At 71.2% G+C, this 16816-nt stretch carries 14 protein-coding genes; 10 read left to right on the top strand and 4 right to left on the bottom strand.

Annotated features, from left to right (window positions below):
* Nucleotides 1-130 precede the first annotated feature (130 nt).
* Nucleotides 131-2896, bottom strand: coding sequence for a penicillin acylase family protein (locus ACFV2J_RS10915; RefSeq protein ID WP_385087551.1), 2766 nt, complete (start codon nucleotides 2894-2896; stop codon nucleotides 131-133).
* 225 nt (nucleotides 2897-3121) lie between these two features.
* Between ACFV2J_RS10915 and ACFV2J_RS10910 the strand changes: the two genes are divergently transcribed.
* The 6 genes from ACFV2J_RS10910 (at nucleotide 3122) to mscL (ending at nucleotide 9177) form a co-directional block, all read left to right on the top strand.
* On the top strand, nucleotides 3122-4657 hold the full coding sequence (locus ACFV2J_RS10910) for a potassium/proton antiporter (RefSeq protein ID WP_385087550.1): 1536 nt from the start codon (nucleotides 3122-3124) through the stop codon (nucleotides 4655-4657).
* Nucleotides 4658-4922: 265 nt separating this feature from the next.
* Nucleotides 4923-6185, top strand: a complete 1263-nt coding sequence (locus ACFV2J_RS10905) for an MFS transporter (RefSeq protein ID WP_385087548.1) — start codon at nucleotides 4923-4925, stop codon at nucleotides 6183-6185.
* A gap of 68 nt (nucleotides 6186-6253) precedes the next feature.
* On the top strand, nucleotides 6254-6580 hold the full coding sequence (locus ACFV2J_RS10900; protein ID WP_385087546.1) for an FmdB family zinc ribbon protein: 327 nt from the start codon (nucleotides 6254-6256) through the stop codon (nucleotides 6578-6580).
* 90 nt (nucleotides 6581-6670) lie between these two features.
* Nucleotides 6671-7549 (top strand): S-methyl-5'-thioadenosine phosphorylase, encoded by an 879-nt coding sequence (locus ACFV2J_RS10895; protein WP_385087544.1) that lies wholly within the window; start codon nucleotides 6671-6673, stop codon nucleotides 7547-7549.
* 455 nt (nucleotides 7550-8004) lie between these two features.
* Nucleotides 8005-8580 carry a hypothetical protein gene (locus ACFV2J_RS10890; protein ID WP_385087553.1) on the top strand — a complete coding sequence of 192 codons (576 nt, stop codon included), beginning with the start codon at nucleotides 8005-8007 and terminating at the stop codon, nucleotides 8578-8580.
* Nucleotides 8581-8706: 126 nt separating this feature from the next.
* Nucleotides 8707-9177: a large conductance mechanosensitive channel protein MscL gene (gene mscL / locus ACFV2J_RS10885; protein ID WP_385087542.1), complete on the top strand. Its 471-nt coding sequence runs from the start codon at nucleotides 8707-8709 to the stop codon at nucleotides 9175-9177.
* A gap of 79 nt (nucleotides 9178-9256) precedes the next feature.
* On the opposite strand, the gene ACFV2J_RS10880 is transcribed toward mscL, so the two are convergent.
* Complete coding sequence (locus tag ACFV2J_RS10880) at nucleotides 9257-9490, bottom strand: hypothetical protein (RefSeq protein ID WP_385087540.1); 234 nt, start codon at nucleotides 9488-9490, stop codon at nucleotides 9257-9259.
* Nucleotides 9491-9593: 103 nt separating this feature from the next.
* On the opposite strand from ACFV2J_RS10880, the gene ACFV2J_RS10875 reads away from it, so the two are divergent.
* The 4 genes from ACFV2J_RS10875 to ACFV2J_RS10860 all read left to right on the top strand — a co-directional run bounded on the left by ACFV2J_RS10875 (nucleotide 9594) and on the right by ACFV2J_RS10860 (nucleotide 14564).
* Nucleotides 9594-10826 carry a low temperature requirement protein A gene (locus tag ACFV2J_RS10875; protein WP_385087538.1) on the top strand — a complete coding sequence of 411 codons (1233 nt, stop codon included), beginning with the start codon at nucleotides 9594-9596 and terminating at the stop codon, nucleotides 10824-10826.
* Between the two features lie 271 nt (nucleotides 10827-11097).
* Nucleotides 11098-12135, top strand: coding sequence for a P1 family peptidase (locus ACFV2J_RS10870; RefSeq protein ID WP_385438194.1), 1038 nt, complete (start codon nucleotides 11098-11100; stop codon nucleotides 12133-12135).
* A 285-nt stretch (nucleotides 12136-12420) separates the two neighbouring features.
* The gene (locus ACFV2J_RS10865; RefSeq protein ID WP_385087536.1) at nucleotides 12421-13647 is read left to right on the top strand and encodes an Ig-like domain-containing protein; all 1227 of its coding nucleotides are present in this window, start codon (nucleotides 12421-12423) and stop codon (nucleotides 13645-13647) included.
* Nucleotides 13648-13805: 158 nt separating this feature from the next.
* On the top strand, nucleotides 13806-14564 hold the full coding sequence (locus tag ACFV2J_RS10860; RefSeq protein WP_385087534.1) for a DUF6227 family protein: 759 nt from the start codon (nucleotides 13806-13808) through the stop codon (nucleotides 14562-14564).
* Between the two features lie 264 nt (nucleotides 14565-14828).
* Here the strand turns inward: ACFV2J_RS10860 and ACFV2J_RS10855 are convergent, their stop codons facing one another.
* Nucleotides 14829-15086, bottom strand: coding sequence for a hypothetical protein (locus ACFV2J_RS10855; protein ID WP_385087532.1), 258 nt, complete (start codon nucleotides 15084-15086; stop codon nucleotides 14829-14831).
* A 136-nt stretch (nucleotides 15087-15222) separates the two neighbouring features.
* Nucleotides 15223-16816 (bottom strand): PTS fructose transporter subunit IIC (locus tag ACFV2J_RS10850; protein WP_385438190.1); only part of this gene is annotated, 1594 nt, incomplete at its 5' end.

Here is a 16816-nt window from a genome sequence, read left to right as displayed (position 1 = left end):
GGGGGGGGGGGGGCGGGGCGGGGGGGGCGGGGGGGGGGGGGGGGGGGGGGGGCGGCCGGGGGGGGGGGCGCGCGGGGGGGGGCGGGGGCGGGGGGGGGCCCCCCCCCCTTCCGTGTATGCCGTCAGCGCCTCACGGCTTGAGCACCAGGGTGTCGCGCGCGCTCTTGTCGACCGCCTTCGACGAGAAGGCCCACGGCAGCAGCTCGCCCTTGGCCCACTTGTCCGTCTGATCGGTGTAGTGCGCGCTGTAGGCGTGCCCGGACGCTCCGGAGAGGTTGATCCACTTCGACTTGTCGAGGTCGTCGAGGTTGACCACCATCCGCATCGACGGGACCCAGACCACTCCGTAGCCGCCCGCGGCGTTCCAGCCGGTCGCGTTGACCGTCGCCTCGCCGCCACCGAGCTTCCAGGGGCCGCGGTTGAGCATGTACTTCAGGAAGGCGGGGCCCTCGGTGCCCATGGTCTGGTTCTTCAGGAACAGGCGGTGCAGCCGGCCCCAGCTCCAGGTGTCGAGGTCCTTGCCGAGCTTGGCGGTCAGCTCCCAGCGGGCGTCCTTCATGGCCCGTACGAACAGCTCGTCACGGGTGTCGATCGCCTTGTCGAGGCGCGTCTTGGGCGCCTTCCACCAGTCGTTGTGCTCATCGTCGATGATCTTGCGGATCACCTCGAACCAGCGGTCGCCGCCGTCCGGCTGCGCCTGGTCGGCGTCGCGCTGACCGCACTCGAGGACCTTACGGTCGTCGTCCGCGGGACCGGTGGTGTCGACCGGATCGACGTACAGGCACTGCCCCTTGACCCGCAGCTCCTTGGGCAGCTTGTTGCCGAACGCCAGTTTGAGGATGTTGCGCCAGACCGCGTTGAAGTACGCGGCCGCCGCGGAGTCGGCGTCCTGGGTGTAGTCCCAGCCCTCCAGGAGCTTCTGCGTCTCACGGACGTTCTTGTCGGGGATGTCCAGCTTCAGCAGCTTGGGCACGATCAGCTTGGCGATCTCGCTGCTGTTGTCCAGCTGCATCTGCCGCATGTCGTCGGTCGAGATCTTGCCGCCGCCGTCGGTCTTCGACGTGATCAGATCGGTGATCCGCTGGCTGCGCGCGCCGTAGCCCCAGTCCGTGGTGAGCGTGTAGGGGTACTTGTCCTTGTCGACGACGGCCTGGTTGGCGGTCACGATGTAGCCGCGCTGCGGATTGAACTCGTAGGGCAGCTCGGCCTGCTTGATGTACTGGCCGGTCCACGCGTACTTGGAGTCCCAGCCGGGCGCCGGCAGCGAGCCGTCGTCGCCCTTGGCGCGGATCGGGATCCTGCCGGGCAGCTGGTAGCCGATGTTGCCCGCGGTGTCGGCGTAGACCAGGTTCTGCGAGGGCACGTCGAAGGACGCGGAGGCCTGGCGGAACTCGTTCCAGTCCGACGCCCGGTCGATCCGGAAGACGGCGTCCATGGAGGTGCCGGGGTCCAGGGCGGTCCAGCGCAGCGCGATGGCGTAGCCGTCGCCGCGGTCGGGAGCCGCCGCGTCGACGGTGGCCTTCTTGCCGACCTTGACCAGCTCGTCGTCACGGTCGGACAGCAGTGGTCCGTTGTTGGTCGTGCGCACCACGATGGTCTTGGCGGCGCCGCCCGCGACCTTGATCGTCTCCTTGCGGGTGGAGAAGGGGCGCACCTTGCCGTCGTACTGGTACCCCTCGCCGGTGATCTTCTCCAGGTACAGGTCGGTCACGTCGACGCCGGAGTTGGTCATGCCCCAGGCGATCTTCTGGTTGTGGCCGATTATCACGCCGGGCATGCCCGCGAAGGTGTAGCCCGAGACGTCGTACTGGCACTTGCTGGAGACGCTGGTGCAGTGCAGGCCCATCTGGTACCAGACCGAGGGCAGCGAGGGCGACAGGTGCGGGTCGTTGGCCAGCAGCGGCTTGCCGGTGATGGTGTGCTTGCCGTCGACGACCCACGAGTTGGAACCGATGCCGTTGCCGTTCACGCCGACGGCCGTGGGCACGTCGTCGAGGACGCTGTAGAGCTTGGAGAGCTGGCTCTGCAGACCGTCCGGCGCCGTGGCGCCGCCCGCGAGCCCGGTGCCCGCCGTGGACTGCGTGGTGCCGCCGGAGTTCGCCGGCACCTTCGGCACGTACGTCTGCGTGGCGCTGTCGTACGCGCCCTCCTGCGTGATCGTCTTGTTCCGGTCGTACGGGTACTCCGGGTACAGGTCGGCGATCTGCTTCGGGCCCAGACGGCTGGTCATCAGGGAGCGGTCGATCTCCTCCTGCATGTTGCCGCGCAGGTCCCAGGCCATCGCCTTCAGCCAGGCCACCGAGTCGACCGGGGTCCACTCCTGGGGCTTGTAGTCGTTGGTGAAGCCGAGGGCCGCGTACTCCAGGGAGATGTCCTTGCCGTCCTTGCCCTTCAGGTAGGCGTTGACTCCCTTGGCGTACGCCTGCAGGTACTTCTTCGTGGAGGCCGACAGCTTGGTGTCGTACTCCTCCTTGGCGACCCGGTCCCAGCCCAGCGTGCGCAGGAACTCGTCGTTCTTGACCTGGCCCTTGCCGAACATCTCGGACAGCCGGCCCGAGGTCATGTGCCGGCGCACGTCCATCTCGTAGAACCGGTCCTGCGCCTGGACGTAGCCCTGGGCCATGAACAGGTCCGCGTCGGAGGACGCGTAGATCTGCGGGATCCCGTAGCCGTCCCGCTTCACGTCGACGGGGCCGGAGAGCCCTTCGAGCGTGAGGGAGCCCTTGGTCTGCGGGAAGGAGGCACGGACGGTGCTGACTCCCCAGTACCCCCCGTAGGCCACGCCCCCGATCAGGGCCAGAACCAGGACGATCAGGATCAGACGGGCGCGGCGCCCCTTCTTCCTGCCGGACTTGCCGGGCTTTTGGCCGGAAGAGGCGGTGGTGTTCGGGGGCATCGCTGTCCTTGCTGTCCTAACGCGAGCGGCAGGCGGTCCTGGAGTGCTGGAGCAACCATAGGCGCAGGGCCCACCGCGCCTTGACGCGGAGTCGGGTACCCGGACGGCCGAGCGTTTGATCTCGGCCCCAGGAGCGTCAAGAAAGCGTCAAGAGTTAGGTAAGGTAACGAAGTACTTGGACCGCTGTACCGACTTCCGGCGTTCGGATCGACCTGCTCGGACCCCGTGCCCGGATCGGCGAGAAGGGAACGGCCGCTGACTGTCCACCACCTCAACCAGCTCCTGCTCGTCTGCTCGCTCGTCCTGCTCGTCGCGGTGGCAGCGGTTCGGATCTCCTCGCGCAGCGGGCTCCCCAGCCTGCTCGTCTACCTCGGCATCGGCATGGCCATGGGCCAGGACGGCGTCGGCGACATCCACTTCAGCAACGCCGAGCTGACCCAGGTCATCGGATACGCGGCCCTGGTCGTGATCCTGGCCGAGGGCGGCCTCGGCACGAAGTGGAAGGAGATCAAGCCGGTCCTTCCGGCCGCCACCTCGCTGGCGCTGGTCGGCGTCGCGGTGAGCGTGGGGGTCACGGCCACCGCCGCCCACTACCTGATCGACCTGGAGTGGCGGCAGGCGCTCATCATCGGCGCGGTGGTGTCCTCCACGGACGCGGCGGCGGTCTTCTCGGTCCTGCGCAAGGTCCCGCTCCCCTCCCGCGTGACGGCCGTCCTGGAGGCCGAGTCGGGCTTCAACGACGCCCCGGTGGTCATCCTCGTCGTCGCGTTCAGCACAGCGGGTCCCGTGGAGCACTGGTACGTGCTGGTGGGAGAGATAGCCCTGGAGCTGGCCATCGGCGCGGCCATGGGCCTCGCGGTCGGCTGGCTCGGCTCCTGGGGGCTGCGGCACGTGGCGCTGCCCGCCTCCGGCCTCTACCCGATCGCCGTGATGGCGATCGCCGTCACCGCCTACGCCGCCGGCGCCCTCGCGCACGGCAGCGGCTTCCTCGCCGTGTACCTCGCCTCGATGATGCTCGGCAACGCCAAGCTGCCGCACTGGCCCGCCACCCGCGGCTTCGCCGAGGGACTCGGCTGGATCGCCCAGATCGGCATGTTCGTCCTGCTCGGCCTGCTGGTCACACCGCACGAGATGGGCGACGACATCTGGCCCGCGCTCGTCATCGGCCTGGCGCTGACCGTGGTGGCCCGGCCCCTGAGCGTCTTCGCCGCCCTGCTGCCCTTCCGCATCCCCTGGCAGGAACAGACGCTGATGTCCTGGGCGGGACTGCGCGGCGCCGTGCCCATCATCCTGGCGACCATCCCGATGGTGAGCGGCATCGAGGAGAGCCGCCGGATCTTCAACATCGTCTTCGTCCTGGTCGTCGTCTACACCCTCGTCCAGGGCCCCACGCTGCCCTGGCTGGCCCGCACGCTGCGGCTGGGCGAGTCCACCGGCCCCGCCGACCTGGGCATCGAATCGGCGCCCCTGGAGCGGCTGCGGGGCCATCTGCTGTCCGTGGCGATCCCCAAGGGGTCGCGCATGCACGGCGTCGAGGTGGCCGAGCTGCGCCTGCCCGCGGGCGCCGCCGTCACCCTCGTCGTACGCGAAGGGACCTCCTTCGTGCCGCTGCCCACGACGGTGCTGCGGCGCGGCGACGAACTGCTGGTGGTGGCCACCGACCCGGTCCGCGACGCGGCCGAACGACGGCTGCGCGCGGTGGGCCAGGGCGGCAAGCTGGCGGACTGGCTGGGCCCCCTGGGCGGCAGCGGCGGACGCTGAACCGGCGGAAAACGACCCCGCTGCGCATTCACAGGCGAGCGGCGCGATGGTGCTCGTTTTCACAGGCACCGCACACCTCTACCCCTGTACCATGAAGGCATACTTTGATCGAACCAACTCTGCCTGACGCAGAGCTGGCGCGACCGTATGGCGGTCGTGGTGCCCTTGCAGGGGGCGGCGCGGCATCTACCGCAGTTCCGCGCAAGAGGACAGCTCTCGGCGCCCCCGCACGGGCGCGCTACCAGGCGGCAGAAAGGCACGGGCCGTGGCATCCACGGTCACCTCCCGCCCCGGGTACGGACAGCTGCTGCGCACCCGCGGCGCCTGGACGTTCCTGCTTCCCGGTTTCGCGGCGCGCCAGCCGTTCGCGATGCTGACCATCTCCCTCGTGCTCCTCGTCCAGCACACCACCGGCTCGTACGGGGCCGCCGGCGCCGTCGCCGCCGCCACCGGCGTCTCCATGGCGCTGTTCGCGCCCTTCACCGGCCGTCTCGCCGACCGGCACGGACAGCGGGCCGTCCTGCTGCCCGGCGTCCTGGTGCACGTCCTGGCCGCCCTCTGCCTGACCGCCCTGGCCCTGTCGGACGCCCCCCTGTGGGCCCTCTTCCTCGCCGCCGTGCCGACCGGCGCCTCGGTGCCGCAGATCGGGCCCATGGTGCGCGCCCGCTGGGGCGTGAAACTCCAGGACTCACCCCTGATGAGCACCGCGGCGGCCTTCGAGTCCGTCACGGACGAGCTGACCTTCGTCCTGGGCCCGCTGCTCGCGACCGCCCTGTGCACCACCGTGCACCCGGCGGCCGGCCTGCTCACCGAGGCCACGCTGACCCTGGTCGGCGGCCTCCTCTTCGCCGCGCAGAAGAGCACCCAGCCCGCCACCGCCCGCGACGGCCACGCGCGCGTCGAGCACGGTTCCGCGCTGCGGATCCCCGGGGTGCGCGTCCTGGTCGTGACGTTCCTGGGCATCGGCTCCGTCTTCGGCGGCATGCAGGTCTCGCTCGCCGCGTTCAGCGAGTCCATCGGCGAGCCCGGCATGAACGGCGTCCTGTACGGCGTCTTCGCCGCCGGCAACATGCTGTCGGGTGTCGTGTGCGGTGCCATCGCCTGGAAGGTGGCCCCGCGCCGCCGCCTGCTCATCGGGTACGCCGCCCTCACGCTCACCGCCTCCGGGCTGTGGGCCGCGCACTCCGTGGTCATGCTCCTCGGCATCGGACTCCTGGTCGGCATGTGCATCGCCCCGGCCCTGATCACCGGCTACACACTGGTCGAGGGGCTGGTGCCGGCCGGCGCCCGCACCGAGGCCTTCACCTGGCTGACCGGCGCGGTCGCCCTCGGCCAGGCCGCGGCCGTCACGGTGGCCGGGCAGATGGAGGACCGCCTGTGGGACGGCGCCGGATTCCTGGTGCCGATGGGCGGTACGGCCCTGGCGCTGATCACCCTGGTGGCCCTGCGTTCACGGCTCGCGACACACCCCGCCGGCCGCACCGTCGCACGTGGCGTCGGTCACCGAGTGCCGGTGACAGTGGACTGATCTCTCGGAATACGTCACTATGGACCGTCGTTAGCACTCACTGAGTGAGAGTGCCAGGAGGAAGACAAGTGCCGACCTACCAGTACCAGTGCACCGAGTGCGGCGAGGGCCTCGAGGCGGTGCAGAAGTTCACCGACGATGCCCTGACCGAGTGCCCCAACTGCGGTGGCCGCCTGAAGAAGGTGTTCTCGGCCGTCGGCATTGTCTTCAAGGGCTCCGGCTTCTACCGCAATGACAGCCGCGGCTCCTCGTCGACCAGCTCGCCGGCGTCCAAGCCTGCGACGTCGTCACCGGCGTCGTCGTCCTCATCGTCATCGTCTTCGTCGTCGACGACCTCGTCGTCCTCGGAGTCGAAGTCGTCGGGCAGCGGTTCGTCCAGCAGCTCCGCCGCGTAGTCCGCCCCGCGGGACACCACGCGTACCGGACCCTGCCGTCACCGACGGCGGGGTCTTCGGTGTCCCCCGGGCCCGGCTAGGGTGCCGTCCATGGCGAACACGGAGAACCCAGTGGACCCGGCCGGCGAGCAGACGCCCGGCGCGGCCGAGATCGGCGTCATCGGCGGCTCGGGCTTCTACTCCTTCCTCGACGACGTGACCGAGATACAGGTGGACACCCCCTACGGGCCGCCCAGCGACTCCCTGTTCCTCGGCGAGATCGCCGGGCGACGGGTCGCCTTCCTGCCGCGCCACGGCCGCGGACACCATCTGCCGCCGCACCGCATCAACTACCGCGCCAACCTGTGGGCGCTGCGCTCCGTCGGCGCCCGGCAGATCCTCGGACCCTGCGCGGTGGGCGGTCTGCGCCCCGAGTACGGACCCGGGACGCTGCTCGTACCGGACCAGCTGGTCGACCGGACGAAGGCGCGGGCCCAGACGTACTTCGACGGACTGCCCCTGCCGGACGGCGCGGTGCCGAACGTGGTGCACGTGTCGCTCGCCGACCCCTACTGCCCCGTGGGCCGCAGGACCGCTCTGGAGGCGGCGCGCGGGCGGGACTGGCAGCCGGTGGACGGCGGCACGCTCGTGGTGGTCGAGGGGCCGCGGTTCTCCACCCGCGCCGAGTCGCTGTGGCACCAGGCGCAGGGCTGGTCCGTGGTGGGCATGACCGGCCATCCCGAGGCGGCGCTCGCCCGTGAACTGGAGCTCTGCTACACGTCGTTGACCCTGGTCACCGACCTGGACGCGGGCGCGGAGGCCGGCGAGGGCGTCTCGCACGACGACGTCCTCAAGGTGTTCGCGGCCAACGTGGACCGGCTGCGGGGCGTGCTGTTCGACGCGGTGGCGGCCCTGCCGGAGAACGGGGCGCGGGACTGCCTGTGCACGACGGCGATGGGCGGCATGGATCCGGGGTTCGACCTGCCGTGACGGTCGGCGGGCGGCCAGGGGCGAGGCGGGGGCGGATGGGCCGGGGCGCCGGTTCGGGTGCCGGCCGAGGTGTCGGTCCGGGTGCCGGTCCGGGTGCCGACCGAGGTGTCGGTCCGGGCGCCGGTTCGGGTGCCGGCCGAGGTGCCGGTTCGGGTGCCGGCCGAGGTGCCGGTCCGGGCGGGTGGAACTCCCCGTTCGGGTGAGGGAGTTGTCCACAACTCGTCGGTGATCCACCGGCTCCGGCGGGATCCGCCGCGAGACCTCATCGTGGGATCGCAAGCCCGGTCCCTCGTCGCAGGTGGTGGTTCCCCATGACCCAGTTCCCTCCTTCCTCCGTCCGCCCGCTCCGCACGGCCCCCGTCCTCCCCTGGGACGCGGAGGTCTCCTTGCGCCCGCCCCTGGGCCCGCCCGATCCGTACGACGTGGACGACGTGGACGACCTGCGTCCGCCGGTCATGGACGCGCCCCCGACCTGCGAGGTGCCGCAGTTCCCACCGGTTCGCGTGCGCGGCGGCCGGTATCGGCTGGGGCGCCTCGCCCGGCACCGGCGGCGGGCCGTGGCCGCGGGCCTCGCGGTCACCGCGGTGGCCCTCGTGGCGGCCGGCCCCCGAGCCGTGGAGCGGGCGCGCGGCCACCCGGCGGCCTCGACCCCGGTCTCCTCCTCTCCCTCCCCCTTGTCCGCGCCTACGTCAGCCTCCTCCGCCTCCTCCGCTTCTCCGTCCCCTTCACCTTTCGGTTCCGCTTCCGGTTCCGTGCGGGGAACCAGCGGGGCCGAGACGGTCGCGGCGCCGGTGCGGATCGCCGACGCGGCCACGGTGCGGCTGCTCAGGCCGGGGGACCGTGTCGACGTGGTCGCGTCGGACGGCGGCGGACAGGGACGCGTGGTCGCGGCCGGGGCCCGGGTGAGCGCGGTGCCGGACTCCGGCGACACCGAGACCGGAGCGCTGGTCGTGCTGTCCGTCCCCCGGCCCACCGCGGCACGGCTGGCGGGCGCGGGCATCACCGCGCGACTGGCGGTGACACTGTGCTGAGGACTCCGCCGGATATCGAATCGGTGTCAAGTCCCACACGGGAGCTACGGGATTGGACAGCTCCCGCATGCCCTGCCGTAGGTTGCGGAGCTGTCTGTTCCACAACTTGTGCAGAGGGGCCTCTTGGTGAGCGAGAAGCAGCAACCCGGCGTCTGGGAGGGCTTCAAAACCTTCCTCATGCGGGGCAATGTCATCGATCTGGCCGTCGCGGTGGTCATCGGAGCGGCCTTCACCAACATCGTCAACTCGGTGGTGAAGGGCATCATCAACCCGCTCGTGGGTGCGGTCGGCACGAAGAACCTCGACAGTTACAGCTCCTGTCTGAAGGGACCGTGCGACGGCAGCGGGGACACCGCCACGGGCGTCCGCATCCTCTGGGGCTCGGTGCTGGGCGCCACGCTCAGCTTCGTGATCACCGCGGCCGTCGTCTACTTCCTGATGGTCCTGCCGATGTCGAAGTTCCTGGCCCGGCAGGCCGCCCGTCAGAAGGCGAAGGAGAGCACGCAGGAGGTCATCGAGGTGTCCGAGCTGGAGGTGCTCAAGGAGATCCGCGACGCCCTGCTGGCTCAGCGCGGTTCGGGGCACAGGCCCGACTAGGGCCGGCGTCACGGCGGGGACCGGCCGGAGGTCCGTCCCCGAGGCGTGGGGGCCGTGTACGGCGGTCCCCCTGCCCGGCTCAGATGTGGTGGGGCGGCTTCTCGTCGAGGAAGCGCTTCAGGTCGGCCGCGCTGTCGGCGTCGCCGCCCGCCCGCTCGCCCCAACCCCGGTCCGTGTCGTCGGACGACTGCTGGTTCAGCGGGTCGTCGAAGACCAGCGTCGGCTTCCGGGGAGCGGGGCGTGCCTCCCCGGACGACCCGGTGCACGGTTCCGGGGCGTCGCGCGGTTCGGGCGCGGGGGTGCTGCTAGTCATGCCTCAAGCCTACGCCGAGGCGGTGGCGGCCCATCGCGCCACGATCGGCGGACCAGGCACCCCACGTGGGCGTTCCCAGTTCTTTTCTGCTGTGCTTGGCCGCATGACGTCCAGTTCCGCTTCCGAATCCGCACCGCTGCCCGACAGGTCCCGGCTCGGACCCCTGCGAAGGATGACCGCCCGGGGGCGGGGCGAGGAGCACCGGGTCGCGACGCCCCTCGAGCTCTTCTTCGACCTGTGCTTCGTCGTGGCGATCGCCCAGGCCGGCGCCGAGCTGATGCACTCCATGGCCGAGGGCCACGCGGGCGCGGGCATCCTCAACTACGTGATGATCTTCTTCGCCATCTGGTGGGCGTGGATGAACTTCACGTGGTTCGCCTCGGCGTACGACAACGACGACGTGCTCTTCCGCCTGGTCACGTTGGTGCAGATCGCCGGCGTGCTGGTGCTCGCCGCCGGGGTGTCGCGGGCGTTCGAGGACCATGTCTTCCTGGCCGTCTGGCTGGGGTACGCGATCATGCGGTTCGCGCTGATCACCCAGTGGCTGCGAGCGGCGCGCTCCACCGAGGGCGCCGAGAGAGCGATGGCGCTGCGGTACGCGGTCGGCGTGCTGGTGTGCCAGGTCGGCTGGCTCGGGCTGCTGGTCCTGCCGGAGTCCGGTCGCGCCTGGGTGTTCCTGGTGATGGCGCCCCTGGAGATGTGCGTCCCGCTGTACGCGGAGCGGAACTACGTCACCTCGTGGCACCCGCACCACATCTCCGAGCGGTTCGGCCTGTTCACGATCATCGTGCTCGGCGAGTCGATCTCCGCGGCCACGGTCGCCGTGAAGACGGGCGTGGACGAGCACGACGCGCTGGGCCACCTGCTGCCGATCGCCGTGGGCGGTCTGCTGATCGTCTTCGCCGCTTGGTGGATCTACTTCGCGGTGCCCATCCACGGCTTCCTGCGGTCCAACAGGCAGTCGTTCCTGTGGGGGTACGGCCACTATCTGATCTTCGCGTCGGCGGCCGCGATCGGCGCGGGTCTGGAGGTCGCGGTCGAGCAGGCGGTCGGCAAGGCGCACATCTCGACGCTCGCCGCGTCCGCCGCGGTGACACTGCCGACCGCGCTGTACTTCCTCGTGGTGTGGCTTCTGCACGCGCGCCACTTCAAGGTGGGCACCGCCCAGCAACTGGTCCTGCCGACGGCCGCGTTGCTGGTGATCCTGTGCACCTTCCTCGGTGACTGGGCGGTGCTCGTGGCGGGCGTCGTGGCGGCCCTGACGGTGGCGGTGGGAGTGATCCTGACCGCGCGGATGGCCGCACCGGAGAGACGGGCGACGGCGGGGGCCGCGTAGCGGCCGATCGAGCCGGGCCGGCGCAGGCGGACCGGCGGACGGGCGGACGGGCGGCCAGGTGGACGGCCGGGTGGGGAGGCGCTCGGCAGACGGGTGCCTGGCAGTCGGGCGCACGGCAGTCGGGCGCACGGGCCGACAGCCGGAAACCGGCAGCCGGAAGCCGTGGAGGGGGGGACGAACGGAGCGGCGTGCGGGCGAGTCCCCCAGGCGCGGTGGGAGCGGTGGGCGGGGAGGGGAGCTGCGGGGGCGGGGCGGGGGAAAGACTGGGCCCATGACAGTTGACGCTCTGACAGATGTAGCGGGGCTGCGCGTGGGGCACGCGACACGCGCCGGCGGCGGTTGGCTCACCGGTACCACCGTGGTGCTCGCTCCCCCGGGCGGTGCCGTCGCGGCCGTCGACGTGCGCGGCGGTGGACCCGGCACCAAGGAGACGGACGCGCTGGATCCGCGCAACCTGGTGCAGAAGGTCGAGGCGGTCGTGCTGACCGGCGGCAGCGCGTACGGGCTGGACTCCGCGTCCGGGGTGATGGCCTGGCTGGAGGAGCGGGGCCGTGGCGTGCGGGTGGGCGTCGACCCGGCGCACGTCGTGCCGGTGGTGCCCGCCGCCTGTGTCTTCGACCTGGGTCGCGGCGGAGACTTCCGGGCCAGGCCGGACGCGGCCACGGGCCGGGCCGCGGTCGAGGCGGCCGACGCGAGCGGGCCGGGTGCCCCGGTGGCGGAGGGATGCGTGGGCGCCGGCACGGGGGCGACGGTCGGGACGGTCAAGGGCGGGGTCGGGTCGGCGAGCGCCGTGCTCGACTCGGGGATCACGGTGGCCGCGCTGGTGGTGGCCAACGCGGCGGGATCGGCGGTGGATCCGGGCACGGGAGCGCTGTACGGGGAGTTGCTGGCGGGCGGCCGGGCGGAGTATCCCGCGTCCGGGGTCCACGAGGCGGCCCGGACGCGGCTCGCCGAGGCCGCCGCGAAGAACGTGCCGCCGCCGCTGAACACCACGCTCGCCGTCGTCGCCACCGACGCCGATCTCACCCGGGCACAGGCGCACAAACTCGCCGGGACGGCACACGACGGCATCGCCCGCGCGGTGCGGCCGGTGCATCTGCTCAACGACGGCGACACGGTGTTCGCGCTGGCCACCGGCGTCCGGCCGCTCGCCGCCGGGGAGCCGCTCGCGCTCAACGAGATCCTGGCGGCCGGCGCGGACCTGGTGACACGGGCCATCGTGCGGGCGGTGCGGGCGGCCGGGTCCGTGGACGGGCCGGGCGGGACGTGGCCGTCGTACGGGGAGTTGTACGGGAGCCGGAGTAGGTAGCCGGGAGCCAGTAGCCGTGAGCCGGACTCGGTAGCCGGTAGTCCGTAGTCGTTACGGATACCGGCAGTCAGTGGCCGGAGGTCGCCGGCCGGCAGTCGGAGGTCGCCGGCCGGTGGTCGGAGGCCGGTGGCCGGTGGCCCGGGAGGTGCCCACGAAGGTGCGATTGTCCGGGTTCTGTCACCGGATGGCGTCAGCCGGAGATCGGGGGAACCCTTCTCCGCACCGCTCGCTCTTTCCCCACGCACCGGAGCGGATCACCCACATCGCAGAGAACTGGAGAAGCCCGTGAACACGCCGAACTCAGCGGCGCGGCGCGCACTGGGGGCCTGTGCCGCCCTGATGGTCGGCGCCCTCGCCCTCACCGCCTGCGGCGGCAACGCCAACGCCGAAACCGACGGCAAGGGCGGCAAGAACGGCAGCGGCTCGGCCAGGACGTCCACGGCGAAGATCGTCATTTCGGCCAAGGACGGTTCGACGAGCGCGTCCATCAACGCGACCGGCGTGAAGGTCAGCGACGGCAAGCTGACGGACGTGAAGATGACGGTGTCGGGCAGCGGGGCCGCCGTACCGGGAGCGATAGCCGCGGACGGCGGCAGCTGGCAGCCCAAGGCACAGCTGGAGCGCGGGACGAAGTACCAGATCTCGGCCACCGCGAAGGACCCGAGCGGACGCACGGCCGCCGCCAACTCCATTTTCACGACGGTCTCTTCGAGCAACAGCTTCATCGGCACGTACACGCCCGACAACGGCAGCACGGTCGGCGTCGGGATGCCGGTCTCCTTCACCTTCGACAAGACGATCAGCAAGCAGAAGGCCGTGCAGTCGCACATCAGCGTCACCTCCAGCAGCGGGCAGCGGGTGGTCGGGCACTGGTTCGGCGCGCAGCGGCTCGACTTCCGGCCCGAGGAGTACTGGAAGGCCGGCTCCAAGGTGACGATGAGGATCGACCTGGACGGCGTCGAGGGGGCGAACGGCGTCTACGGCGTGCAGAAGAAGACGGTCACCTTCACCATCGGCCGCTCGCAGGTGTCGACGGTCGACGTCAACACGCAGACCATGACGGTGGTGCGGGACGGCAAGACCCTCAAGTCGGTGCCGATCTCGGCCGGCAGCCCGGAGCACACCACGTACAACGGGCAGATGGTGATCTCCGAGAAGTTCGCGCAGACGCGGATGAACGGCTCGACGGTGGGCTACGGCGGCGAGTACGACATCCCGGACGTGCCGCACGCGATGCGCCTGACGTCGTCGGGGACGTTCGTCCACGGCAACTACTGGTACAACCGCGGGAACCCGCCCTTCGGCCGGCAGGGCACCAGTCACGGCTGCGTGGGGATGGCCGATGTGCAGGGCGCGCAGGGGGACACGACCGCCAAGTGGTTCTACGACAACTCGCTGGTCGGTGACGTCGTGACGGTGAAGAACTCCCCCGACAAGACGGTCGCGCCCGACAACGGGCTGAACGGCTGGAACATGTCGTGGAGCGCGTGGACCGCGGGAAGTAACGCCTGACGGGGCGCCGTTGACGCCGGAGCGGGCCGTGTGGGAACTTGCCGCGCGGTCCGCTCGTTTTTCTGTCCGTACGTTTTCTCGGTTCCCAGGAATGATGTCGGACCGAGGGGCTACGGTATGCACCCACAAGGTGACATGCAGCAACGCCGGGAGAAACCTTGAGCGTTCCGTACGAGACAGCAGCGTACGAACCACCCGAGTCGCCCGAGTCTCCGGAGGAGCACCTCGCGCGACTCCTCGGCCGTGCCCTGAACTCCTTCGAACTGCCCGACGAGGCGATACGACGGCTCGACTGCGCGCTGGCGCACGACAGTTCCCTGCACTCCGCGCACCACAGCGCGGGGCTGCACCGGGAGACCTACCGGCACACCTGGCTGCTCGCCGACGGCTCCGCGGTCACGCTGTGGGAGCTCGTGCACAACGCGGCGCCGGGAAGCGAGCCGCAGCACGAGGTGTACGTCGACGAGGAGGAGCTGCGGGCCGCCACGGCGCGGCTGCCGCTGCCGCCGGACGCGCCGGACTTCGAGCTGCCGGTGACGGTCGGTCTGCCGCCGATCCCCGAGCCGCGGCACGCGTATGTGCCCGACGACTCGGCGGATCACGCGCGGCGTCTGCTGCGGCGCGCGGAGAACGCGGACCGGCCGGGTTCCGACCTCGCGACGCTGCTGCTGCGGACCGCGTTCGCGCACCAGATCACCCAGGCCTTCGGCCGCCCCTGCCGGGCGGGCCAGGTGGGCCAGGTCGGCCTGTGCTTCTCGCTCTACGAGCACGCGTTCCTGCTGCGCGACGGCCGGGAGATCTCCCTGTGGGAGGTCGAGCACACGGCGACACCGGACGGCCGGCACATGTGCGAGGTCTATCCGACGGAGGACGCGGCCCGCGCCGCGATGGAACGCCGGGCAGCACGACTCGGCTGACACGGCTCCGCCCGCGCGGCCCGCGACACACAGCGCTGAGCTGCCACGTCTCCCCTGACAGAGGAAGCCTGCGGGTGCCTCGCCGGCCCGACGGGTGCGCGGCACACGGGCGGCCCACCGTCACGGACGTTCGGGTTGGACCCCGGCGTCGCGGACGCCCGCGCGCGGGCCCGTGTCACGGACGTACGAGGGCGCCCTGGTGTCACAGACGTTCGAACAGGGCCCCTGGGCTCGCTGGGCGCGCGGCGCCGCGGCGCACGTGATCTACGGGCGGCTGTCGCTGAACTGGCGTACCAGGCCCGCGAACGCGGCGCGCTCCGCGGGGGTGAGCTCGACGGACTCGGCGACGGGGCCGGAACGCCGCTGGTGGGGGATCGCCCGCAGCACGGTTCCACGGGGCCGCAGGAGTCCCTCGGCGCGGGCCCGGCGGGCCAGACGGATCAGACCGATGGCCCAGATGACGGTCACGAGGGCGAGGACGGCCACGCCTATCAGCTGGGAGATCGAGACATGCTCAGGCATACGCACCAGTAGACACCACGGTCCGGGGCTTGGCCCCGGACCGTGACGTATATCGCAGATGCCGCGAAGGTGCTGATCTCTCGCAGGTGCGGTGAACTTCCCACCACCGCCCCAATCGGGCGGAGGGTGAGGTGTCTCAGGCGGCGACCGGCTCTGCGGTGTCGGCCTTCGCCGCTATGGGAGCGTCCGCGGCACCCGCGCCCGCCCCGGCGGAAGCCTGCTTGCGCATCCCCTTCAGGACGACCACCAGGGCAGTGGTGACGCAGACGCCGGCCGCGATGGCGATCAGGTAGAGGAACGGGTTGCCGATCAGCGGGACCACGAAGATGCCGCCGTGCGGGGCCCGCAGCGTGGCACCGAAGGTCATCGACAGCGCTCCGGTGACCGCGCCGCCCGCCATCGCGGAGGGAATGACGCGCAGCGGGTCGGCGGCCGCGAACGGGATCGCGCCCTCCGAGATGAAGGAGGCGCCGAGGACCCAGGCCGCCTTGCCGTTCTCGCGCTCGGTCTGGGTGAAGAGCCTGCCGCGCACCGTCGTGGCGAGGGCCATGGCGAGCGGCGGGACCATACCGGCCGCCATCACGGCCGCCATGATCTTCATGGCCGAGTCGCTGGGGCTCGCGACCGCGATACCGGCGGTGGCGAAGGTGTACGCGACCTTGTTGACCGGGCCACCGAGGTCGAAGCACATCATCAGGCCGAGCAGCGCGCCGAGCAGGACGGCGTTGGTGCCGGTGAGGCCGTTGAGCCAGTCGGTCATGCCCTTCTGCGCGGAGGCGATGGGCTTGCCGATGACCACGAACATCAGGAACCCGACGATCGCCGCGGAGATCAGCGGGATCACCACCACCGGCATGATGCCGCGCAGGGCCGCCGGGATCCTCACCTTCTGGATCCCGATCACCACACCACCGGCGATGAGACCGGCGGCCAGACCGCCGAGGAAACCGGCGTTGATGGTGAGGGAGATCGCCCCACCGACGAAGCCGGGCACGAGACCCGGCCGGTCGGCCATGCCGTAGGCGATGTAGCCGGCCAGCACCGGGACGAGGAACCCGAAGGAGACGCCGCCGATCTGGAAGAGCAGCGCGCCCCAGCTGTCCGCCTGGGTCCACACGAAGTGGTCCATCACCGACGGCGCCTTGTTGATCTGGTAGCCGCCGATCGCGAACCCGAGGGCGATCAGCAGACCGCCGGCCGCGACGAACGGGACCATGTAACTCACGCCGGACATCAGCCACTTGCGGAGCATGGTGCCGTAGCCCTCACCGGAGGCACCGGCCCGCTCCACCGGCGTGCCGGGTGCGGAACCCGCGCTGACCTCGCCGCGCTCCGCCTTGCCGCGGACCTCGGAGATCAGCTCCGTGGGCCGGTTGATGCCCGCCTTCACACCGACGTCCACGGTCGGCTTCCCGGCGAACCGGTCCTTGTCCCGTACGGGCACGTCGTGAGCGAAGATCACGCCGTCCGCGGCCGCGATGACCGCCGGGTCGAGCCGGGTGAAACCGGCCGATCCCTGTGTCTCGACGACGAGTTCGACGCCCGCCGTGCGGCCCGCGTTCTCCAGCGACTCGGCCGCCATGTAGGTGTGCGCGATACCGGTCGGGCAGGAGGTGACGGCGACGATACGGAACGGACGCTCGCCGGCGGTGCCCGTGGCGGGGTGGGCCGGGGCCGCCCGCGCCACCGCCACCGGGGGCTGGGGGCCCGCGGTCGCCCAGGGGGGGTGG

This window comes from Streptomyces sp. NPDC059668, from assembly GCF_042734135.1.
In the GTDB taxonomy this organism is placed as follows: Bacteria; Actinomycetota; Actinomycetes; order Streptomycetales; family Streptomycetaceae; genus Streptomyces.
The sequence above is the reverse complement of the archived record's forward strand: the minus strand, read 5'-3'. Positions and strand labels throughout refer to the sequence as shown.

What these genes read in the sequence shown, in the direction of transcription:
- ACFV2J_RS10875 (WP_385087538.1), top strand. Translation starts at nt 9,594, where the DNA reads ATGACGTCCAGTTCCGCTTCCGAATCCGCACCGCTGCCCGACAGGTCC.
- ACFV2J_RS10855 (WP_385087532.1), bottom strand. Translation starts at nt 15,086, where the DNA reads ATGCCTGAGCATGTCTCGATCTCCCAGCTGATAGGCGTGGCCGTCCTC.
- ACFV2J_RS10870 (WP_385438194.1), top strand. Translation starts at nt 11,098, where the DNA reads ATGACAGTTGACGCTCTGACAGATGTAGCGGGGCTGCGCGTGGGGCAC.
- ACFV2J_RS10890 (WP_385087553.1), top strand. Translation starts at nt 8,005, where the DNA reads ATGGACGCGCCCCCGACCTGCGAGGTGCCGCAGTTCCCACCGGTTCGC.
- ACFV2J_RS10880 (WP_385087540.1), bottom strand. Translation starts at nt 9,490, where the DNA reads ATGACTAGCAGCACCCCCGCGCCCGAACCGCGCGACGCCCCGGAACCG.
- ACFV2J_RS10895 (WP_385087544.1), top strand. Translation starts at nt 6,671, where the DNA reads ATGGCGAACACGGAGAACCCAGTGGACCCGGCCGGCGAGCAGACGCCC.
- ACFV2J_RS10915 (WP_385087551.1), bottom strand. Translation starts at nt 2,896, where the DNA reads ATGCCCCCGAACACCACCGCCTCTTCCGGCCAAAAGCCCGGCAAGTCC.